Annotated in this window: 18 protein-coding genes, 1 tRNA gene and 1 pseudogene; 18 read left to right on the top strand and 2 right to left on the bottom strand. The window is 65.7% G+C overall.

Annotated elements, in window-relative coordinates:
* Window positions 1-412 precede the first annotated feature (412 nt).
* The 4 genes from Sru02f_RS31245 to Sru02f_RS31230 all read left to right on the top strand — a co-directional run bounded on the left by Sru02f_RS31245 (window position 413) and on the right by Sru02f_RS31230 (window position 7,292).
* Window positions 413-709, top strand: a complete 297-nt coding sequence (locus tag Sru02f_RS31245; protein ID WP_109033425.1) for a hypothetical protein — start codon at window positions 413-415, stop codon at window positions 707-709.
* 745 nt (window positions 710-1,454) lie between these two features.
* Entirely contained in the window at window positions 1,455-2,816 is a 1,362-nt protein-coding gene (locus tag Sru02f_RS31240; protein WP_159107560.1) for a TRM11 family methyltransferase, read from the top strand.
* Window positions 2,817-2,830: 14 nt separating this feature from the next.
* Window positions 2,831-5,359 (top strand): ATP-binding protein, encoded by a 2,529-nt coding sequence (locus Sru02f_RS31235; RefSeq protein WP_159107561.1) that lies wholly within the window; start codon window positions 2,831-2,833, stop codon window positions 5,357-5,359.
* Window positions 5,352-7,292, top strand: a complete 1,941-nt coding sequence (locus tag Sru02f_RS31230; protein WP_159107562.1) for a hypothetical protein — start codon at window positions 5,352-5,354, stop codon at window positions 7,290-7,292. The genes Sru02f_RS31235 and Sru02f_RS31230 overlap by 8 nt, the downstream gene beginning before the upstream one ends.
* A 409-nt stretch (window positions 7,293-7,701) precedes the next feature.
* Here Sru02f_RS31230 and Sru02f_RS31225 read toward each other — a convergent pair whose 3' ends face one another.
* Complete coding sequence (locus tag Sru02f_RS31225) at window positions 7,702-8,442, bottom strand: GntR family transcriptional regulator (RefSeq protein WP_109033427.1); 741 nt, start codon at window positions 8,440-8,442, stop codon at window positions 7,702-7,704.
* A gap of 199 nt (window positions 8,443-8,641) precedes the next feature.
* On the opposite strand from Sru02f_RS31225, the gene Sru02f_RS31220 reads away from it, so the two are divergent.
* From Sru02f_RS31220 to Sru02f_RS31185, 8 genes and pseudogenes are all read left to right on the top strand, one after another.
* Window positions 8,642-8,992 (top strand): SCO3933 family regulatory protein, encoded by a 351-nt coding sequence (locus Sru02f_RS31220; protein WP_109033428.1) that lies wholly within the window; start codon window positions 8,642-8,644, stop codon window positions 8,990-8,992.
* Window positions 8,992-10,317, top strand: a complete 1,326-nt coding sequence (locus Sru02f_RS31215) for an FtsK/SpoIIIE domain-containing protein (RefSeq protein WP_109033429.1) — start codon at window positions 8,992-8,994, stop codon at window positions 10,315-10,317. Before Sru02f_RS31220 ends, Sru02f_RS31215 begins: the two co-directional genes overlap by 1 nt.
* A 12-nt stretch (window positions 10,318-10,329) precedes the next feature.
* On the top strand, window positions 10,330-10,524 hold the full coding sequence (locus Sru02f_RS31210; protein ID WP_109033430.1) for a hypothetical protein: 195 nt from the start codon (window positions 10,330-10,332) through the stop codon (window positions 10,522-10,524).
* Window positions 10,525-10,559: 35 nt separating this feature from the next.
* Window positions 10,560-10,850 carry a hypothetical protein gene (locus tag Sru02f_RS31205; protein ID WP_109033431.1) on the top strand — a complete coding sequence of 97 codons (291 nt, stop codon included), beginning with the start codon at window positions 10,560-10,562 and terminating at the stop codon, window positions 10,848-10,850.
* Between the two features lie 104 nt (window positions 10,851-10,954).
* Complete coding sequence (locus tag Sru02f_RS31200; protein ID WP_109033432.1) at window positions 10,955-11,215, top strand: hypothetical protein; 261 nt, start codon at window positions 10,955-10,957, stop codon at window positions 11,213-11,215.
* Window positions 11,212-12,585 (top strand): replication initiator, encoded by a 1,374-nt coding sequence (locus Sru02f_RS31195; RefSeq protein ID WP_109033433.1) that lies wholly within the window; start codon window positions 11,212-11,214, stop codon window positions 12,583-12,585. The genes Sru02f_RS31200 and Sru02f_RS31195 overlap by 4 nt, the downstream gene beginning before the upstream one ends.
* The gene (locus Sru02f_RS31190; protein ID WP_109033434.1) at window positions 12,575-12,787 is read left to right on the top strand and encodes a helix-turn-helix transcriptional regulator; all 213 of its coding nucleotides are present in this window, start codon (window positions 12,575-12,577) and stop codon (window positions 12,785-12,787) included. The genes Sru02f_RS31195 and Sru02f_RS31190 overlap by 11 nt, the downstream gene beginning before the upstream one ends.
* A pseudogene (locus Sru02f_RS31185) lies at window positions 12,784-14,163 on the top strand (tyrosine-type recombinase/integrase). Before Sru02f_RS31190 ends, Sru02f_RS31185 begins: the two are co-directional and overlap by 4 nt.
* Before the next feature lie 259 nt (window positions 14,164-14,422).
* Here Sru02f_RS31185 and Sru02f_RS31180 read toward each other — a convergent pair.
* Window positions 14,423-14,494, bottom strand: a tRNA-Arg gene (locus Sru02f_RS31180).
* A 179-nt stretch (window positions 14,495-14,673) separates the two neighbouring features.
* Here Sru02f_RS31180 and Sru02f_RS31175 point away from each other — a divergent pair.
* From Sru02f_RS31175 to thrB, 6 genes are all read left to right on the top strand, one after another.
* On the top strand, window positions 14,674-15,165 hold the full coding sequence (locus Sru02f_RS31175) for a response regulator (protein ID WP_109033435.1): 492 nt from the start codon (window positions 14,674-14,676) through the stop codon (window positions 15,163-15,165).
* 109 nt (window positions 15,166-15,274) lie between these two features.
* Window positions 15,275-16,318 carry an ArgS-related anticodon-binding protein NrtL gene (gene nrtL, locus Sru02f_RS31170; RefSeq protein ID WP_109033436.1) on the top strand — a complete coding sequence of 348 codons (1,044 nt, stop codon included), beginning with the start codon at window positions 15,275-15,277 and terminating at the stop codon, window positions 16,316-16,318.
* Between the two features lie 18 nt (window positions 16,319-16,336).
* Complete coding sequence (lysA, locus tag Sru02f_RS31165) at window positions 16,337-17,728, top strand: diaminopimelate decarboxylase (protein WP_109033437.1); 1,392 nt, start codon at window positions 16,337-16,339, stop codon at window positions 17,726-17,728.
* Window positions 17,729-17,886: 158 nt separating this feature from the next.
* Window positions 17,887-19,179, top strand: coding sequence for a homoserine dehydrogenase (locus Sru02f_RS31160; RefSeq protein WP_052840680.1), 1,293 nt, complete (start codon window positions 17,887-17,889; stop codon window positions 19,177-19,179).
* A gap of 6 nt (window positions 19,180-19,185) precedes the next feature.
* Window positions 19,186-20,244, top strand: a complete 1,059-nt coding sequence (gene thrC / locus Sru02f_RS31155; protein ID WP_109033438.1) for a threonine synthase — start codon at window positions 19,186-19,188, stop codon at window positions 20,242-20,244.
* A gap of 285 nt (window positions 20,245-20,529) precedes the next feature.
* Complete coding sequence (gene thrB / locus Sru02f_RS31150) at window positions 20,530-21,459, top strand: homoserine kinase (protein ID WP_011030204.1); 930 nt, start codon at window positions 20,530-20,532, stop codon at window positions 21,457-21,459.
* Window positions 21,460-21,825 lie beyond the last annotated feature (366 nt).

Raw genomic sequence — 21,825 nt, 5'->3', positions numbered from 1 at the left:
GTGTTCCCCGGTGTGCGTTCCTTGGTCTGCCGCTCGGCCGGGACCGGCGCCCCAGCGCCGCAGCCCGGACGAGCGGCAGACCGATGTGAGGCATCAGCTCGACTGCTGGGATGCTCCGCAGCTGTTCGCGCTTGTCCTTCGTTGTTCGCCGGCGTCGTCACGCAGTTAGACACTCACCCCGTATCGCTGACCCATCTTCACGCGGCGCTTGCGTGGCCCTCTTGTTCGGCTCGGCGCGGCCACGCTTCGCCCACTCGCGTTGCTGGAGGTAACACCGTGCCGTGCCCTTCATCGTCTTCTTGCGGCAGCGACGTCGTGGTTGGCGTAAGAGCTAGATCGCCTTTTTCCGCTGAATCGCCCGTGATGGTGGCACGGACCTGGCAGCCTATGAACGGCAACGAAAGGATCTGAGATGCCCATTCTCTTCTTTGCCGCTGCTGGTGCCCTCGTGGCAGGCGGAACCGGCGGAGGTTGGTACATGTGGAAGCGTGGTCAGCAGGAAGCGGCCAAGCGGCTGCAGCATGAGGACGCCAAAGCCGCCAAGCAGGCGCTTAGGGATGCCATCGACCTTGCTGACCTGCGTAGCGAGGCGAAAGCGGCAGGCTTGGACCCGGATGAGGTCGTTGCCGGATACGAGAGGTTGCGCGACTCACAGCTGTCGACTGAGGACGTACTCAAAAACCTCGGCCGCGCTGCCATCACCGGCTGAACAACTCTTCCCCATCTCGGCCCGACCGCAGGTCCCTGGCCAACAAACTGAAACTCCGAGGGCGTCCACACCGCTCCGGAGATGGCTTGAGTCTTGGGGAAAGCCGCTGGTTAGATGCTCACAGACTAAGATTCAGCAGCGACCCGTCCACACATAGTCCACGTCATCTGCCAGCATCTCGGCAGGGAGTTCAACCGTGCGAGTCACTACCTGTTCCGATGAGCAGGACACGAGCCGTCGTTGAGGCCTGTGTGGGGCCCATCATGCTTCCGAGCCGTTGGCTCGGCCGAGACGGCTGAAGCGGCAGTGGCCAGGGTGGCGCACTGACAGACGCCGGCAACAGGAGTCAGCTGGCGGCACGAACGGTACGTGAGGCGGTAAACGCAGCATGACGCTCGCATGTTCTGGGGAGCCTCTGTGAACCGCTGCAGGGCGCAGCCAGTACTGCAAGGTCGCCGAGGTCTGAGCACGTCCGCTGACGAGGAGGCGAGCCGATGGCAACAAGATCGGCCAAGGTGACATCGACTTCTGGCCCTTCTGGCCCGCAGGGCCGGTGACGTGACGCCGCGTCATCTGATTCAATCTATGAACTTGTGCCTCACAGGGCAGGCAGGGGGCCGCGTTGAACAACCGTGGAACGGGGGCCGCCTCGATGGAGAGTGCGACGGGTCGCCTAGGAGCGTCCAACACTGATCAGGATAGAGCGCAAAGTAGGAGCTCGAGGAGGGCGGGTAGGGAGACCCCGGTGAGGCTAACCCCGCAGATTGAGGAGGCGCTGGCTTCCAAGCTCCGTGAACGGGCCGCGTTGGCACCGGAGTTCTGGTCATTCTCGGGACGCTCACGTCGCGAGGCCGGCCACGGCATTTTTGCCTATCCGGCAATGATGGTGCCTCAGCTGCAGGGAGCCCTGCTGGAGGACGTACAAGCCGTAGATTCAACCGTTTCCTCTGTTATTGATCCTTTTATGGGGTCAGGCACTGTCATGCTTGAGTCAGTGAGTCGCGGGCTTTCCTTTTCAGGCACAGATATCAACCCGCTAGCTGTGCTTCTTGCAACCGTGAAGTCACGGGTATACGAGCCCGAATTGCTGATCCGGGTTCGTCAGAGAATTGCACTGCGTGTGACGGCGGACTTAAGTGACGAGCTGGCAGTAGATTTTCACAATAGAGATAAATGGTTCCGGGCGGACGTGGCTCGCGATTTGTCGAAGCTCAAGAGGGCAATTTCTGCGGAACGACGAAAGCCGATTCGCCAGGCTTTCTGGGTGGCGATGGCGGAGACCATCCGGCTTGTGAGTAATAGCCGGACGTCCACAGTCAAACTACATTCCTACAAAATAGAGGAAATTGCAGCACGCCAGATCGATACGATCGACACGTTCCTGCGAATCTCGGCGGCGCAGATTGAGCAGCTAAAAGATCAGGCAGAAGCATTGACCAGAGGATTGCGGGCAAATCCAACGCTTACAATCTCATGCAATGTTGCCGACGCTAGAAGCGTGCCCACGCAGAGAACTAAAGCCGCGGCTGACATCCTTATGACGTCCCCACCGTACGGTGACAATGTTACTACGGTCACCTATGGGCAGCACAGCTATCTTCCACTTCAATGGATCGATGCAAGTGACGTACCGGGTATGCGTCAAGAGCTGCTTGAAAATACCCGATCAATCGATTCAATCAGCCTTGGCGGAAAACTTAAAGGCGCGCTTGATTGGGCTGACGACTTGCAGAGCAAGTCGCCTGCGTTCGCAATTTGCCTAGATCAGCTGCGAAGCCATCCACGAAACGCACAGTCGAGATTTATCGCTTTTGTTCGCGACCTTGATGAGTCATTGGACGCTATCACGGCGCATTTGCGGAGCAATGCTTGGATGTTCTGGACCCTCGGCGAGCGGAAAATTAGCGGGGTCTCGGTCCCCACGGTCGCCATCGTGCGAGACCTATTGGTGTCTCGCGGATCTCGACACATCGAAACGCTCGAGAGGAAAATTCCCGGCGGGACAAAAAGAATGGCCTACCGGAATGCAAGCGTTGAGACCATGAACACCGAAAGCGTTTTGGTCATGCGTGGTCCTTGTTACGCTGACCCCGACTCTCGCTCATAGGAAGGGAGAGCACAGTGTCGAACGGTGACGAGGAACGCGGGCCTGCGGATATTCTTCATCTTGAGGTTCATCCGTCCGTGGTCTTCAAACTTGGCGAGGACCTCATCACGGATTCCATGCAAGCTTTGATTGAGCTAGTTAAAAATTCCTATGACGCGGACGCGACGTGGGCAGATATTGTCATCAATACAGGGTTGGCTAACTCCGAGCATCCAATCCAGCCATCGATTGTCATCAAAGACAACGGGTCAGGAATGACCATCGAGCAAATTAGGCGTGGCTGGCTCACGATCAGCAACTCTGTTAAGCGTGAAATGAAAGAGCGAGGACTTTCCACACGCCTGGGCAGGACCCCTCTGGGAGATAAAGGGCTGGGCCGTCTGGGCGCACAGAGACTCGGTGACGTTGTCACCATTGTTACGAAGCCAAGCGGAGACGATGCTGAACACGAAATCACCATTGACTGGCGTGATTTCCTAAGCAAGTCGTCACTCAACGATGTCGATCTTCGTCTACTGACTCGATCAACGCAGGAAACCTCTGGAACCACTCTGACCGTTACGCAGTTGCGGGAGCCGAAGCAATGGCGTGATGCGGCTAAGAGCGGACCCGAAGGCAGTACCTCTGCCTTGCAGAAAGAACTGTCCGTATTGATCTCACCGTATGGCGATGAGAGAGGACTCAAAATTCTTCTTCGGGTCGATGAAGAGCGCATCGATCTATATGACCTACCCTCACGTGTCCGCAACGCAGCCGAGGTTAGGTATCTACTCAACTACGCAAACGGTAAACTAGACATCGTTGGGGAAGCTTCTCTGGCCTATTGGGCTCCCCAAGAAAAGGGCAGAGCGGTAGACCGAGCCGCGTTTGATTCCCTTCTTCAGGCCGACTCAGGCGACAGATTCTTGGACTGGCTGCGAACTCGCCGGCCCAAGCAGATGCAGGCGTTCAATTGCCATGCCGCCGAAGGGGCATATTTTCTACAGGCCCAAAGGTCGATCGAGCTGGGAGCTCTCGACGATGTGGCGCTGCACCGCTCGAAAGAGGGCGACTTTCCCGCCGATCCCGGCCCATTTCGTGGTGAGGTAGATTACATTACTCTGGGGCAAGGGCACCCTGAAGCATTCAATAATCGTAGCGAGTTCCGCAATTATCTAAAAAGCCTTGCGGGCATCAGGGTGTACCGCGACGGCTTTGGCGTGCGAATGGACGAAGATTGGCTAGGGCTGCGAAAGGCGCAGACTAGCGGGAAGTCCTTTTATGGTCTACGTCCTGAGAATACGCTCGGGTTCATCGACATCTCCGCTCGACAGAATGCGCAACTGGTTGAAACGACAGACCGTGAAGGTTTCGCTGATACGCCACATTATCGAAATCTAATGGGCCTCCTGCAGGGCTGGCGTTCTTTCACCGAGCAATTTCAGACATTCATTCGCCGTGCCTATAATGACTATCGTCAGGAAGTCGAGGTCATCAGCACTGGCGTAGATCCGACGGCGAGTTCGGAAGTCTTGATTCAGCACGTTGAAGACACTCGGACTCGCACTATTGTATCGGCCAAGCAGCGGCTTAGGACGTTACGCAATGAGGCCGAAGCAACTGCCAAGAGCCATGAGCGCGTGGCGAGCGAACTTGATGCAAGTCAGCGGTCACTCTTTGCTGGGTCAATCGACCCAGCCATTGCCCAAGAGTTGTCAAACCTGCAAGCTGGGGATAAGCGAACTGGCCAGTCGGTCACTGAAATCGAAGAGATCGTTGAATCACTCGAATCTGAGCGCGCTGTACTCCAAATTCTTCGAGACCAATCGGACCAACTCCGCGCACAGCTTGCCCAGGCCTGGGAAACCGTATCTCTGGGACTCACAGCCGAGGCCGTCTCTCACGAGGTGGCTCACGTTGCCGACGGGGTTTCGGTGAGGAGTGCACAGATCCGCCGGCACCTTACTGAGGTGGAGATCGCGGATAGACGCCTCTCGAACTATATTCAGTACGTCCAGTCAGCAGCTAGTGCTCTGAAGCGCCAGATCGCTCACCTCAACCCGTCGCTGCGCTACATGAGAGAACGCAGGGAAAAGATCTCGCTTGCTGAATTTTGCGGAGACCTAGCGGATTATCATCGCGATAGGTGGAGTAAGGGGCCGCTCTCTTTCAGTGTTGAAGTGCCGCGTGACTTCACGATCGAGGTGAACAGGGGAAAGCTGACTCAAATCCTGGATAACTTGCTACTCAATAGCGAGTATTGGCTCCTCCAGGATCACAGGGTGGGTTCCCAAGAGTCTCCTGCTGTCTCGCTCTTGATCGACGAGCCCTACCTGATCTTTAGCGATAACGGTCGCGGTATCGATCGAAGCGTAGAGTCGACGCTCTTCGAACCCTTTGTCTCGTTTAAAAAGCGGGGGGAAGGAAGAGGGCTCGGGCTCTATGTTGTGACGCAGTTGCTTGACTCTGAGGGATGCGGAATTGAGCTAACGCCGGACCGTAATAGCCACGGTCGGTTGTATAGATTTCAGATCAACCTGGGGGGGATGCGTGTTGATGCATGAAGAGAGTGCGGACGATGCAGTGGCGCACGGCGGGGAGCCCTGGATTCCGGCTCAGGCAGACAAGCAAGCTGGGTCCACTTTCGACGCAAAAGCTGCGTCCCAAGAGCTGATGGAACTGGCCCAGGTCGAACGAGTTATCTGCGTAGACGACTGGTATGCAGAAAAGGAGGATACCGGCGAAGCTGTCCTTGCAGCTCTGGCCGATGGGGCTCTATTTCCCGCCGATTTGGAGGCGATCGCAGACGTCATTCCTGAGGTGGCACTTTTACGAGACCCGTCGACCCCTGCCGAACTCCTCGTGGATGAAGTGAGGGGCGTGTGGGCATCTCTCGACGAGAATAAGCGTAAGAAGATACACCACGTGGTGGACAGCCGCCTGGGTCCAGATGGCGTAGGTGCCCCAGGAGAGGAGGACGAGCCGGCCGCGGCGTGTCTCCGAGAGCTGCTGGCTGAGTCAAGTGAGTTTTTGACTCTTTCGCTCTCTGACTGGCGGAGGAAGCGCAGCAGTCTGTTGACTGATGGCAAGAGCACCTTGATTCTCTTCGACCGCGATTTCAGCAGAGAAGGAGCTTCTCAGACCGCTGGCGAAGAACAGATCTCCCTACTGCTGCGTGATGCTCCGGACACCTGGCGGATTGGCCTTCTCACGCACACGGTGTCGGAAGATGACGCTGAAATTGAGACTTGGAAGACGCTTTCGCGGAAGTTTGAAGCTGATTCCTCTAGGTTCCTCGTGATCGCCAAAGGGCGGTTGTCGGTCAGCGCCGATGGATTCCCGCGCATGCTGAAACTCACTCTGCTTGCGCCCGCACTGGAGCGGCTACAGGATAGCCTGGCTGAAGCCGTCAATGGGACGTGGGTGGAGGCAATCAGGAAAGTAGGGGGGATTGACCCCTACACCCTTGAAGCTGCCCTTAATGGGGACAGACTCACAGACGGTACTTGGGGCCCCGAAACTCTGCTGCGGATTGCTACGGCTTTTACTCAGGATTCTGTTCGTGCCAAACTTCGGGCCGATCGGACAGTTCATCTTTCCAGTAAACTTGTTACGAGCCTAAGTCAAGTAAAACTGCCGAGCACGGTCAACCCTGATCGGGTGCGTCAAGAACTGTCAGGGATTGAGCGACTAGAGTATTTTGAGACGGCTGATCACCTAACCGGTCTCCATTTCCCCCTCGAAGTGGGGGATATTTTCGCGTTTCAGAAGTTTGTGGATAAACCGCATCAATTTGAGCGACAGCGTTCTCAAAATGCTAGAGGTCCTCGCGCATCGGTTGGAGGTGGTGAACCCGATCTTCGGCGTTTGGGATCGGAGCATTTTATGATTCTCCTCTCCCAGCCGTGCGACCTGGCTGTTCGCTCTGATGGGAAGCGTGGGAATGGATTGGAATTCGTAAGGGTGGCCCCCCTGAAGACTCCGACAGATCGGATGATTACTCATCCAGGGGGAGAGGGCTCGACGTCCTTTGATCTACCGTTCTTCTATGCAGACTCAGGCCTTGGGGTCGAGGTGAAGTTGAGTCAGCAGCACTACGTTCCCCTGACGGCACTCGACATGTGCGTGCTCAGTGATACTGGCCAGGGTCTCATGTCTGCGAATCAGGCGATGCCCGACCATGTTCTTCCTAATTGGCAGAAGCGCTTTGAGGATCTTAGGGCATGGGTTGCTAAGCAAGTCGATGCTTATAAAGCCATGGAACCTCAGTCGATGCAAGGTAGAGCAGCCGATCAGATCACGGCTGCTTTGACTGGCACTGTGGCATCTCCGAAGCTCGAATCGCTAATTTCTCTCTCGCGGTCGACGGTCGTCTACGGCGTTAGTAGAGTGGGACGTCTTCGAGAACCGTACCGTTCGGCTTTGCTCTCCCGGATGGCCCAACGTGACTCGCGCGATGCTTTCGATCCAAGCTTGATCGATAAGGCGAATGTGTAAGTACTTCAGTGTCTGGTCCTTCGAGGCTTACGAAAGAGGTCGGCGGAGCGGGTTTGGTCGGTGGCCTGCCCGGTCTGGGGTCGAGCATGATCAGGGGGCCGTACGCCGGATTGCAACTCGGGCAGGCTTTGAGCCTGACTGCAATTAGCACGAGTGGCCCCCTGGTCTTGCTCGACGCGGGACCCTGACCGGGGAGGTGGCTAAAGCCGTGTAGCCGACCGAGCCCAGCCACGATGTACCCCTTCTCTGGCGGCGGTCGGCTGAACGCTCTGAGCGCTGCACGGGCGCCGGCCGGGCTGGAGCGGGGCGTAGACAGGAGCGCAGGCCCGGCCGGGGGCCGGGCAGCGCGCGGGGAGCGGAGCGAGCCGCCTTGATGACGTAGAGAAACTCTGAGCCAACTCGGCTTGAGTTACAGCTTGAACGAGATTTCCAGCTCATCGCCTGGAAGGTGGAACTCCTCCAGTGCGAGGGGCTTGTCGGGCTCGGTGAGGGTCACGCGGATGACGTGCAGCAGCGGAATTCCGTCAGTGAGCCGCAAGGCTTGGGCCTGGTCCGGCAGGGGCATGCGGGTGCGTACGTACTCAGTGAAGTGGAGTTCGTGGCCCAGGTCGGCGAGCGCGGTGTAGAGCTCTGGCGCCGGCGGCGGTGCCTCTTCCTCGTACTTGGTGTCGACGAGTACTGAGAACGGCACGTAGGTCCGGTGGAGTTGGCGCAAGTGGCCGTGGTCCGCGGTCTGCAGGGCGTCGTACGTGAACATCGGCTCGCCCGGCGGGATACGGAGTAGATCCGCCAGGGCTAGCGGGGCGTCGGTGCGGGTGGCTACCGGTGGTTCGGCGTCCGTCCAGCGGATGCCGTCGGCCTCGACGTAGCGGCCGTCCGGAGTGCGGCGTACGCCGCGAGGGCGCGTGTGGCTGGGTCGGCTGTGGGGGGAGCGGGCGAAGGTGCCTCGGCCCATGATGGCCTCGACGAGACCTGACGCCCGTAGCTCGCTGAGCCCCTGGCGGACTGTGGGGCGCGTCACGCCGAACTGCTTGGCCAATGCCTCTTCCGACGGTAGGGGTTGGCCGGCGGCGAAGGTGCCGTCCAAGATGCCTTCGCGCAGGTAGTCGGCGATCTGCCGGTACTTCGGCTGCGTGTTCTTCGGCGGCATGCGGGCCCTCCGTGGCCAGTGCTTGCTCGGCTGTGCGTCCTCGTAGACGACTTGTCCACGTTCGTGGACAGCTTCGCTCATCGCCAGGGCGGTTGACAACCCGTACTACGGGTGGTCACTCTTGTCTGCGTCACCCGTACTACGGGTGGTCTAGCAGCCCGCAGGATGGTCCTGCGGGAGCAGAGAGGAGAACCGAAAAGTGGCAAGCCTTCCGATCGACACCGCGAAGTACACGGGGATCATCTGTGCCGTACCCCCGACTCCGCGGGTCGCCAACCGTGAGACCGGTCAGCTCCGCGTCGACCGTGAGACGGGCAAGACCGTGTATCAGGTCGGCCTCTGCCTGATGGCGGGGGCGTCGGCCGACGTCGTGAACGTGAGCGTGGCCGGGGAGCCGGCCGGTGTGCAGCTCGGCATGCCGGTGGCGGTGCGGGACCTGGTCGCCACACCGTGGGAGAACGACGGGCGGCACGGTGTTGCGTTCCGTGCGGCGGAGATCCGGCCCCTGAGCGCTCCCGCCACTCCGGCAGGTAAGGGGGCCGGGCAGTGATGAAACTGGCCTCCGCCGCTTCGGCCGGTGTGACCTGGCCGAGCTGGGTTCTGGTGGTGGCCGCAGTGCTGGTGTCGGGTCTGCTTCTGGCGGGCCCGGCCCTGCGCCGCCGCTACCCCGTGGCCTGGTGGTTGTTATGCGGCTTCCCGGGCGTGACCTTCCGGGTCGTGCAGACCTGGCGGCCCCTTATGGCCGGTTGCGGGCTCGCTGTAAGTCGTCGGCCGGCGCTGACCGTCGTATCCGGACTCGTCGGCAAAGGTGCGCCACCGCCACCGCCACAGCCGCGGGTGCCTCGGCGAGGGCTCATTCGTCCGACCGTCGGCGGCTTCGTACTGCTCGTGCGATTGCTGCCGGGTCAGGTGCCGGAGCAGTTCGTCAAGGCCGCTCCTGCCATGGCAGAGAACTGGCAAGTGCACGTGGTGCGGGTGAGTGCCTGGAAACCGGGGGTCGTGCGGATCGTCGTCTCGGCGGCCGACCCGTTGGCCGATCCGCAGGTGCCGAAGCAGCGAGGGCCCGGCCACCTGCTCCGCGTGACCGTGGGAGCCCTGGAGACCGGGGCCGCTTGGGTGGTCGACCTGCGACGTGTGCCGCACTGGCTGATCGTCGGGGCCACCCGTTCCGGGAAGTCGACCCTGATCAACACGCTCGTGGCGGGGCTCGCCCCGCAACCCGTCGCCCTGGTCGGCATCGACTGCAAGGGCGGCATGGAACTGTCCCTCTACGAACCGCGACTGTCCGCTCTCGCGACCAACCGGGAGCAAGCCGTCCGGTTGCTGGCCGCTCTCGTCGACCTGACCCTCGACCGGATGACGGTCTGCCGGGCGGCTCGGGTCCGGAACATCTGGGGCCTGTCCGACAAGAAGCGCCCGGTACCAGTCGTCGTGATCGTCGACGAGATCGCGGAACTCTTCCTCGTAGCGAGCCGGAACGAGAAGGAGGAAGCGCATGCGGCCGGTACGGCGCTGATCCGGCTCGCCCAGCTCGGGGCAGCACTCGGAGTCTTCCTCGTCGTGGCCGGTCAACGCGTCGGCTCCGACCTCGGACCCGGAGTCACGGCCCTGCGGGCGCAACTGGGTGGACGGGTGTGTCACCGCGTGGCCGACCCCGGTACGGCCGAGATGGCGCTTGGCGACCTCAACCCCGACGCGCTGAAAGCGGCGCAAGCCATCGTCCCCGAACAGGCCGGTACAGCCGTCCTCGCATCCGGCGACGGATGGGAACGGGCCCGCTCCCACCTGATCACGGAAGCAGAGGCGGAAGCAGTCGCCGCCGAGTACGCACACCTGACTCCCCTCCTGTCCGAACTGCACGTCGAAGCGCCGTGAAAGGGGCCTGCCGTGCTGGTGTCCATGTCGGCCGTTCTACTGCTCGGCCTGCTGATCTGGTTCCTCCTGCGCATCCGGTACCTGCGGTGGGCCGACGCGCTGCTCTGCGGAGCCTTCGGCTTCCTGCTCTCCCGGACTGTCGCCGCGCCCGTGGTTCAGGGCCTCCTCGACGGCGTGAACGGCTTCCTCGGCCAACTCCGCTTCTGAACAACCTCAGCACTCACCAGACAGGGGGACTTCCTGTGTCCGAATACGTCATCCGCTCCGGTGACCGCGCCGCATTCCTGGCCGGTCTGCGGGAGCTGGTCGACTTCCTGACCGCCAATCCGGCCGTCGCCGTCCCGCGTCACGCGTCCGTAGTCGTTGTGGTCGACGCCTCCGGCTCTGCCGCTCGCCGTGCCGGCGTGGAGTCCGTCGCGTCTCCGCTCGGCGTGCCGGTGGAGGACATCGGTCGGGGCTACTTCGACGCGCGCCGCGCCTGCGGCCCGATCTCGTACGGCGCCGTCGGGATCCCTCCCGAGGAGCGGAAGTGACCGCCCGTACGACGGGCTCCCGACGGGGCGCGAAGTCGCCAAACCCGACCCCGTCAGGAACCCACTCCATCCGCCACATGAGCAGTGAAAGGAGCACTCACACTTTGTCCATCGCGCACCCTTCGCGCAAATCTCCGCTGCCCGACTGCGAACTCAGGCAGCGTGACGCACAGGTCTCGCTCTGCGCCGGACGGGAACAGATCGTCCTCGTCGGCCTCGACGGAACCGAGCAGTGGCTGTGCCCGGCGCACGCCGCCGCCGTCTGGCTCACGAACCCGACACTCCGCTTCAGCGCCAAGACCCGGCCGGAGGGAATCTCGGCCGTGATGGGGCAAGCGTTCGGCGACGGTGGTGGTCGCCGATGACCGCCACCCTTCCGCAGAGCGTCGCCGCACTCGTCGCCAAGGCGTCGCGGCCGGAGTTCGGAGCATGGCACCGGAACGTCGTCCGCCTCGGCGGCTGCACCAACCCGATTCACCTGGTCGGCGCGGCAACCGTCTACGACACGACCACCGGTGCGGCCCTGCTCACCTACGGCTCGGACGTCTACGGCGGTCGCCTGCTCACCGCGTGCGGTAACCGGCGGGCGTCTGTCTGCCCGGCCTGCTCGGCTCTGTATCGAGCCGACACGTACCAACTCGTCCGTGCGGGTCTTGTCGGCGGCAAGAACGTCCCGGAGGTGGTGAGCGGTCATCCGCGAGTGTTCGCTACGCTCACCGCCCCCGGGTACGGCCCGGTCCACACTCGCCGTGAACGTGACGGACGTGTACGGCCCTGCCGTCCTCGGCGCCAGGGAGAGGACCTCTGTCCGCACGGGGCGCCGGCCGGATGCCATGAGCGGCACCCGGCGGACGACCCCCGGCTTGGTGAGCCGCTCTGCCCGCGCTGCTACGACTACGCGGGTGCGGTCCTCTGGCACGCGTTCGCCGGTCGGCTCTGGCATCGGTTCGGGCTGGAGCTGAAGCGGGAGGTCGCACGGCGAGCCGGGCTGTCTCGTACCGAGTTCGGGGAAGTCGCCCGACTCTCATACGCGAAGGTCGCCGAGTACCAGCGGCGGGGCCTGGTCCACTTCCATGCCGTGATCCGCATCGACGGTCCGGACGGGCCCGACTCTGCCCCGCCGGGGTGGGCGACCGTTCCACTCCTGGCCGACGCGGTTCACGCCGTGGTCGGCCGGGTGAGGCTGTCAGCTCCCGGCGCGGGCGTCATCGGTCCACGGGTGCTGCACTTCGGCGCCCAGGTCGACGTACGCCCGGTCACCTCGTACCGACGGAGCGCGGGGGAGCGGCCTGCCTCCGCGTCGAGCGTGGCAGGTTACATCGCCAAGTACGCCACCAAGGGAGCGGAGTCCGCCGGCGCGGTGGACGGTCGTATTCGTCAAGCGCGCGAGATGGTCGTGTTGCCGGTGCGCGCACACGTGCTCCGCATGATCGGCGCGTGCTGGTGGCTCGGCGGCTTACCGGAGTTCGAGCCGCTCGGCCTGCGGCGCTGGGCTCATATGCTCGGGTACGGCGGTCACTTCTCCACCAAGTCCCGTCGCTACTCGACCACGCTGACCGCGCTCCGGCAGGCCCGTACCGACCACAGGGCGAAGCAGCAGCGGGCTTCCCTCGGCGTCGCCGACCGTCCGACGGTCACGGTCGGCCGGTGGCGCTACGCGGGGCGCGGCTACTCGCCGGCAGCCGCGCTCCTGGCCGCCTCCGTGCGGCAGGGCGGTGCGTCCCATGGCGCGTGACGTCCGAACGAAGGCGACCGAGCTGCTCACCGTGCGGCAGGTCCTCGACGAACTGGGCGGCATCTCGCGCCGCACCTTCTACCGCTGGCGGGAACTGCGGCTCGCACCGGCCTGCATCCGCCTCCCGAATGGAGAACTCAGGGTCCGGCGCGACGTGCTCAACGACTGGTTGGAGGAGCGTGCGGAGGGGGTGGCCTCGTGAAGTCCTACAAGGCTTCCGTGTGGAAGCTATCGGTCAACAAGACGACCAAGAAGCCGACCTACATCGTGCGCTGGGTGGTCGACGGCCAGCCTTTCAGCGAGTCGTACAAGACCAAGGCGCTGGCCGACCGCTTTCGCGCCAAGCTCGTGCGGGCACTCGACAAGGGAGAGCCGTTCGACACGGTGACGGGCCTGCCCGACTCCCTGCGCGGTGGGAAAGCGGCGCTGTCCTTCCTCGACCTGGCGGTCAAGTACGTCGATGCCCGGTGGGCGGAGGCATCCGCGAAGCAGCGGGACAGCATGACGGATGCATTGGCGACGGTCGTTCCCGTCCTGGTCAAGCCGGGACGGGGGCGACCCGCGCCGGAGGTACTGCGTCGGACCCTGCGGTCGTACGTCCTGCCTGTGCCACGCAGGGAACGGGAGCGGACGGAGGAGATCTCAACTGCGGTGCGGTGGATCGAGAAGGCATCTCTTCCGGTGGGAGAGCTGCAAGAGATCGCCCGTGTGCATGAGCTGATCGACGGCTTGGGACGGAGGTTGGACGGCAAGCCCGCGGCGACTCAGACCTACCGGCGCCGCAGGGCCGTCGTGTTCAACGCGCTCGAATTCGCAATCGAACTGGAGCACCTCACTTCCAATCCGCTGAGTCGAGTGCGACGGAAGCGGGGCAAGCGTGCGGTGCAGGAGGTTGACCGCCGAGTGGTGGTGAACCCGTGACAGGCTCGGGAACTGCTGACCGCGCTCACCTACGTGGGCGGCTACGAGCGGGCGAGCGGTCGACGCCTGCGGGCCTTCTTCGGGTGCCTGTACTACGCGGCCATGCGGCCGGGCGAGGCGCTCGGCCTTCGCCGCTCCGACTGCACGCTGCCGGTGAAAGGCTGGGGCCGCATCGAACTGGCGGAGACACGGCCCACGGCCGGTAAGGCTTGGACCGACTCGGGCGAAGCGCATGATCGACGGGGACTGAAGCAGCGGTCCCAGGGCGAGGTACGCATCGTGCCGATTCCGCCGCCGCTCGTGCGGCTGCTCCGCGACCACCTGAAGGAGTTCGGTACCGCGGAGGACGGGCGGCTGTTCGCCAGCGAGCGGGGCAACGTGATCGCGGCCTCGTCGTACTCGCGAGCTTGGAAGCAAGCCCGTGAACTGGCGCTCGTCCCGCATCAGGTGTCCTCGGTCATGGCATTCCGACCGTACGACCTCCGTCACGCGGGCGTCTCCCAGTGGCTCAACTCGGGAGTGCCGGCACCGGAGGTCGCCGCTCGCGCGGGCCACTCGGTGGACGTCCTCCTGAAGATCTACGCCAAGTGCATCGACGGCCAGGAGCAGGAGATGAACGACCGGATCATGCAAGGGCTCGGGGAGGACGACGCCTAGGGACGCCTGGAGCCGATGCGCGACACAATCAACCCACGGAAGCCCCGGAGAGATCCGGGGTTTTCGCCTGTCCGCGGAGCCATTCCGAAAACCTGCGGCACACCCGCTGACCTGCTGCGAAGCACTCCAAGATCAACACGTCATTACAACGTGATCACTGACAAACGGCTGCTTCCGACCGCGTCCGCCTGCACATACGCGAAGACCCCGTTCTCAGCGAACTCGCTGATGGCGGGGTCTTGGGCACACTTGCACAGTGTGCCCCCGGCAGGATTCGAACCTGCGCACACGGCTCCGGAGGCCGTTGCTCTATCCCCTGAGCTACGGGGGCGTGTCCGTCGCGTTCGGTGTTGCTCGCGGCGACGGGTAGAACACTACCAGCTCGCCCGGGGTGGTCATGAACGGGTTTTGGCGGGTCGTGACGGGGCCCGTGCAGGGCGTTGTCACCCGCGGGGGGCGGAAGTCGGGAAAACCCGGACGCGGTGGCCGGTCCGGACCTACTCTCGAGTTGTGCCTAGGCCGTCCGGCCGGATTCTTGTCGTCGACGACAACAAGGTCATCCGGCAGCTGATCAGGGTCAACCTCGAGCTGGAGGGCTTCGAGGTCGTGACCGCGGGCGATGGTGCCGAGTGTCTGGAAGTCGTTCATCAGGTGCGGCCCGACGCCGTGACGCTGGACGTGGTCATGCCTCGGCTGGACGGGCTCAGGACCGCCGCCCGGCTGCGTGCCGATCCGCGTACCCGGGACCTTCCGATCGCCATCGTCAGTGCCTGTACGCAGTACGAGGTCGACGCCGGGTTCGCCGCGGGGGCCGACGCCTTTCTGTCGAAGCCCTTCGAGCCCGCCGAGCTGGTCGGTCTGGTGCGGCAGTTGGTGGAGCGGAAGGGAAGTGGGTCCCCCGTCGTCAGCGGGGCGTCCGGGTCGTCGGGTCCGGGAGCCGGGGCCTCGCCGCCGCGGGTGCGTGGGCTCGCCGGGGAGAGTGGGGCGTCCGCGCAGGCGTGAGGTGCGCACCGGGTCCGGTCCCCCTTGGGGGTGCCGGCTTGCGTCCATATCCCGGGACCGGCGCAAATCGGTTCGCCTCCCCACCCCCTTCCTCCCATACGCTTGTCCCGTGACACCCGTAGAGCTCTCCCGCACCGTGCTGCACGCGGTGCGTCGCGCCGTCGACGCGGGGGAGCTGAGCGTGGCCGTGCCGACGCGTGCCGTGGTCGCGCCGCCGGGACCCGGCGGGTGCGGGGACTACGCCACCAGCATCGCCCTCCAGCTGGCCCGCCCGGCCGGGCAGACGCCGTTCCGGGTCGCCGAGGTGTTGCGGCCCTACCTGGTCGGAACAGACGGGATCACCGACGTCGTCCTCACCGGGCCGGGGTTCCTCAACATCAGTCTCGACCGTGCCGCCTCCGCCGCCGGAGTCGTCGGCGAGATCCTGCGCCGCGGGGACCGGTACGGGTACGCCGACCGACCGGACCGGCGCGTCGTGCAGCTCCACTGCCCCCACGACCTGCGTGCCGTCGTCGTTGCCGAGGCGTCCGCACGGCTGCTCCGCTCCCAGGGGGCCCTCGTCCGCGTGAGCGCCGAGGGGTTCGAGGACGCCTGGACCTCGGTCCTCGGGGTGACGGTGGACGCCGTCGGGGTCGCCCCCGCCGAGCTGCCCGTCAACGTCCGGCCCGTCCCCGCCCACGGGTCCGCCGACCCGATGTCCCTCGGGCGCGACGCCGGACGCTGGGCCCTGCTCCACCCCGCGGCCCACGACCGGCCCCGGGGCGGCGACCAGTACCTCGTCCAGCGTGAGAGCAACCCCCTCTTCCGCGTGCGGTACGCCCACGCCCGTGCCCGGGCCACCGCCCGGAACGCCGCCGATCTCGGGTTCTACGCAGCCCCCGGCCCCGTCGCCGAGCGCGACCTCCTCGCCGCCCTCGCCGACCACCCCCGCGTCCTCGCCGCCGCCGCGGACCACCGCGCCCCCGACCGGCTCGCCCGGCATCTCGTCGCCGTCGCCGACGCGGCGCTGCCGTTCCTGCCCACCGTGCTGCCGCGCGGCGGGGAGAAACCCTCGGCCGCCCACCGCGCCCGGCTGGCCCTCGCCGAAGCCGTCGGGGCGGTGCTGGCCGGCGGCCTGGCCCTGCTCGGCATCGACGCACCCGAACACCTCTGAGAGAGCACGGAAGACGCCATGAGCCGTTCCGCACACCCCGCCGGGCCCCGCCACGCCGATGTCCTGCCCGAAGGGCACTACTCCGCTCCGGCGGACGATCTGAACGTCCTCGACCCCAAGGTCTGGGCCCGCACCGTCGGGCGGGACGCGGACGGGGTCGTCACCGTCGGCGGGATTCCCGTCACCCAGCTCGCCGAGGAGTACGGCACCCCCGCCTACCTCCTCGACGAGGCCGACTTCCGGGAGCGGGCGCGGGCGTGGCGCACCGCGTTCGGCGACGACGCCGACGTCTTCTACGCCGGGAAGGCCTTCCTGTCGCGCGCGGTCGTGCGGTGGCTGGACGAGGAAGGGCTCAACCTCGATGTCTGCTCCGGGGGCGAGCTGGCCACCGCGCTCTCCGCCGGGATGCCCGCCGAGCGGATCGCCTTCCACGGGAACAACAAGTCGCCGGAGGAGATCGAGCGGGCCGTGCGCGCCGGGGTGGGGCGGATCGTGCTCGACTCCTTCCAGGAGATCGTGCGGGTCGCGCACATCGCCCAGTCGCTCGGCGGGCGGCAGCGGGTGCAGATCCGGATCACCGTCGGGGTCGAGGCGCACACGCACGAGTTCATCGCCACCGCCCACGAGGACCAGAAGTTCGGGATTCCGCTGGCCGGCGGGCAGGCGGCGGAGGCCGTGCGGCGGGCCCTTCAGCTGGACGGGCTCGAGGTCATCGGGATCCACTCGCACATCGGGTCGCAGATCTTCGACATGTCGGGGTTCGAGGTCGCTGCGCACCGGGTGGTGGGGCTGCTCAAGGACATCCGGGACGAGCACGGTGTCGAGCTGCCCGAGATCGACCTCGGGGGCGGGCTCGGCATCGCGTACACCAGTGACGACGACCCCCGCGAGCCGCACGAGATCGCCAAGGCGCTGACCGAGATCGTGACGCGGGAGTGCGAGGCCGCCCGGCTTGCCACCCCCCGCATTTCCGTCGAGCCCGGGCGGGCCATCGTGGGGCCGACCGCCTTCACGCTGTACGAGGTCGGCACCGTCAAGCCGCTCGACGGGCTGCGGACGTACGTCTCCGTCGACGGCGGGATGTCCGACAACATCCGGACCGCGCTCTACGACGCCGAGTACAGCGTCGCCCTCGCCTCGCGCACCTCCGACGCCGAACCGATGCTCGTGCGCGTGGTCGGCAAGCACTGCGAGAGCGGGGACATCGTGGTCAAGGACGCCTTCCTGCCGGGGGACCTGGCACCCGGTGACCTGATCGCCGTACCGGCGACGGGGGCGTACTGCCGCTCCATGGCCAGCAACTACAACCACGCGCTGCGGCCGCCGGTCGTCGCCGTGCGGGACGGTGCGGCGCGGGTCCTCGTGCGGCGGGAGACCGAGGAGGATCTGCTGCGTCTCGACGTCGGGTGACGTCCGAGGGAGGGGGAGGCGGGGGCGGGCGAAGATCTTTCGGTCCGCACCCCCTCAGAAAATGAAATAAACGTCTCACGATCCGGACGAAAGGCAGAAAATCCCGTCCGGTGCGTGAGACTGGTCCAACCGTAGACGGTATGAGGAAACGAGGTCGGATGATGCGTACGCGTCCGCTGAAGGTGGCGCTGCTGGGCTGTGGAGTGGTCGGCTCAGAGGTGGCGCGCATCATGACGACGCACGCCGCCGACCTCGCCGCCCGGATCGGGGCCCCGGTGGAGCTCGCGGGCGTCGCCGTACGGCGGCCCGACAAGGTGCGGGAGGGGATCGACCCCGCCCTCGTCACCACCGACGCCACCGCGCTCGTCAAGCGCGGGGACATCGACGTCGTGGTGGAGGTGATCGGGGGGATCGAGCCCGCGCGGACGCTCATCACCACCGCCTTCGCGCACGGCGCCTCCGTGGTCTCCGCCAACAAGGCGCTCATCGCCCAGGACGGCGCCGCCCTGCACGCCGCCGCCGACGAGCACGGCAAGGACCTGTACTACGAGGCCGCCGTCGCCGGTGCCATCCCGCTGATCCGGCCGCTGCGCGAGTCGCTGGCCGGCGACAAGGTCAACCGGGTGCTCGGCATCGTCAACGGCACGACCAACTTCATCCTCGACGCCATGGACACGACCGGCGCCGGGTATCAGGAGGCGCTCGACGAGGCCACCGCCCTCGGGTACGCCGAGGCCGACCCGACCGCCGACGTCGAGGGCTTCGACGCCGCCGCCAAGGCCGCCATCCTCGCCGGGATCGCCTTCCACACGCGCGTACGCCTCGACGACGTCTACCGCGAGGGCATGACCGAGGTCACCGCCGCCGACTTCGCCTCCGCCAAGGAGATGGGCTGCACCATCAAGCTGCTCGCCATCTGCGAGCGGGCGGCGGACGGAGGATCGGTCACCGCGCGCGTGCATCCCGCGATGATCCCGCTCAGCCATCCGCTGGCCAATGTGCGCGAGGCGTACAACGCGGTCTTCGTCGAGTCCGACGCCGCCGGACAGCTCATGTTCTACGGGCCCGGCGCCGGCGGCTCGCCGACCGCGTCCGCCGTGCTCGGCGACCTGGTGGCCGTGTGCCGCAACCGGCTGGGCGGAGCGACCGGACCCGGCGAGTCCGCGTACGCCGCCCTGCCCGTCTCCCCGATGGGCGACGTCGTCACGCGCTACCACATCAGCCTCGACGTGGCCGACAAACCGGGCGTGCTCGCCCAGGTCGCGACCGTGTTCGCGGAGCACGGTGTCTCCATCGACACCGTGCGGCAGTCCGGCAAGGACGGCGAGGCATCCCTCGTCGTCGTCACCCATCGCGCGTCCGACGCCGCCCTCGGCGGTACGGTCGAGGCGCTGCGCAAGCTCGACACCGTGCGGGGTGTCGCCAGCATCATGCGGGTTGAAGGAGAGTAACCAGCAATGACCCACCAGTGGCGCGGAATCATCGAGGAGTACCGGGACCGGCTGCCCGTCTCCGACAGCACGCCCGTCGTGACGCTCCGTGAGGGCGGCACCCCGCTCGTGCCCGCGCAGGTGCTCTCCGAGCGCACGGGCTGCGAGGTCCACCTCAAGGTCGAGGGGGCGAACCCGACCGGGTCCTTCAAGGACCGCGGCATGACCATGGCCATCAGCAAGGCCAAGGAGGAGGGCGCGCAGGCCGTCATCTGCGCGTCCACCGGGAACACGTCGGCGAGTGCCGCCGCGTACGGCGTGCGCGCGGGCATGGTCTCCGCCGTGCTCGTGCCGCAGGGCAAGATCGCGCTGGGCAAGATGGGCCAGGCCCTCGTGCACGGCGCGAAGATCCTCCAGGTCGACGGCAACTTCGACGACTGCCTCACGCTGGCCCGTGCGCTCAGCGACAACTACCCGGTGGCGCTGGTCAATTCGGTCAACCCGGTGCGCATCGAGGGGCAGAAGACGGCCGCCTTCGAGATCGTGGACATGCTCGGCGACGCGCCCGACATACATGTCCTTCCCGTGGGCAACGCGGGCAACATCACCGCGTACTGGAAGGGGTACCGGGAGTACGCCGCCGACGGGGTCAGCACCAGGAAGCCCCGCATGTGGGGGTTCCAGGCCTCCGGCTCCGCCCCGATCGTGCGCGGCGAGGTCGTCAAGGACCCGTCGACCATCGCCACCGCCATCCGGATCGGCAACCCCGCCTCGTGGGACTTCGCGCTCGCCGCACGCGACGAGTCGGGCGGCGCCATCGACGAGGTGACGGACCGTGAGATCCTGCGCGCCTACCGGCTGTTGGCCTCGCAGGAGGGCGTCTTCGTGGAGCCCGCCTCCGCCGCCTCCGTGGCCGGTCTGCTGAAGGCCGCCGAGCAGGGCAAGGTCGACCCGGGGCAGCGCATCGTGTGCACCGTCACCGGCAACGGGCTGAAGGACCCGGACTGGGCCGTCGCCGGCGCCCCGCAGCCGGTCACCGTCCCGGTCGACGCGGCGACGGCGGCCGAGCGGCTCGGGCTGGTCTGAGCGCCGCGCCGGTGAAAGGCGCCCGGCGCAGGAGGGCGTAGGCGACGCCCGGCCGGGAAAGTCACTTACGGGGGGTGCACAGGGGGCATACGACACGCATCGTGCGCCTCCTGTGCGCCCTATGTCGCCACAGAACCTTCCTTCGATAGGCTGTACCTAACCCGCCTGCCGCATATGCCGCGGTACCGCGCCGTCTCCGCGGTCGCGCCCAGGGTTCTGTACGTCATCGTCGTCTTCATCGAATGTCATTCGACAGTCACGCAGCTCAAGGAGAGTCATCGAGCGATGGCCGGTCCAGCGTTCCGCGCCGCCGCCGTCAGGGTGCGCGTCCCCGCCACCAGCGCCAATCTCGGTCCGGGCTTCGACGCCCTCGGCCTCGCGCTGGGTCTGTACGACGACGTGGTCGTCCGGGTGGCCGACTCCGGGCTGCACATCGACATCGCCGGTGAGGGCAGCGAGACCCTCCCGCGCGACGAGAAGCACCTCCTCGTCCGTTCCCTGCGCACCGCCTTCGACCTGCTCGGCGGGCAGCCGCGCGGCCTGGAGATCGTGTGCGCCAACCGCATCCCGCACGGCCGCGGCCTCGGCTCCTCCTCCGCCGCCATCTGCGCCGGAATCGTCGCCGCGCGCGCGGTGACGATAGGCGGCGAGGCCCGCCTCGACGACGCCGCGCTGCTCGACCTCGCCACCGAGATCGAGGGCCACCCCGACAACGTGGCGGCCTGTCTCCTGGGTGGATTCACCCTCTCCTGGATGGAGTCCGGCGCCGCCCGGGCGATCAGGATGGAGCCCTCCGATTCCATCGTTCCGGTGGTTTTCGTGCCCGGAAAGCCGGTACTGACCCAGACCGCGCGCGGGCTGCTCCCGCGCAGCGTCCCGCACGTCGACGCCGCCGCCAACGCAGGCCGCGCCGCGCTGCTCGTCGAGGCCCTCACCCGGCGCCCCGAGCTGCTGCTGCCGGCCACCGAGGACCGCCTGCACCAGGAGTACCGCGCGCCGGCCATGCCGGAGAGCACGGCGCTGGTGGAACGGCTGCGCGGCGACGGCATCCCCGCGGTGATCTCCGGTGCCGGACCCACGGTGATGGCACTGGCCGACGCCGACACGGCCGACAAGGTCGAGGCGCTGGCCGGAACGGACTGGGCGGCCAACCGGCTCGGCCTGGACCAGCAGGGCGCGACCGTCCTGCCCCTGGCGACCGCCAGCGACACCTGACGCGGACGGTTGCCGGATTTCGAGAGGGGGAATGTTTGTTGGATCCGGTAGTGTTAACCTCAAGTCTGCACCCGACCCCACCATGGCGAGGTGCCTCGTGTCCCCGTCCGGGACAGACATTCTTCCGGGAGCCCCCCAAGCCGCATTCTGCAGTGGATGTCGTACGTGATCAGTACGGCCGACACGGGCATTGAGCGGCCCACCGGTGGGGGTTACCCCCGCTGGGGGAGTTTCGGAACCGGTGCGACCACGCCGCATGACACAGACACCGGGTGCCACGGCTAGGGGAAGCGCCATCACCAGATATCTCTTCCGCCGTTCAGGCGGACCACCGCCCCGGCACGGTTCACACAGCAAGGACCGAAG

This window comes from Streptomyces rubrogriseus, assembly GCF_027947575.1.
Lineage (GTDB): Bacteria > Actinomycetota > Actinomycetes > Streptomycetales > Streptomycetaceae > Streptomyces > Streptomyces rubrogriseus.
Note: the sequence above shows the minus strand (reverse complement) of the source record. Positions and strands in the feature narration are given on the sequence as shown.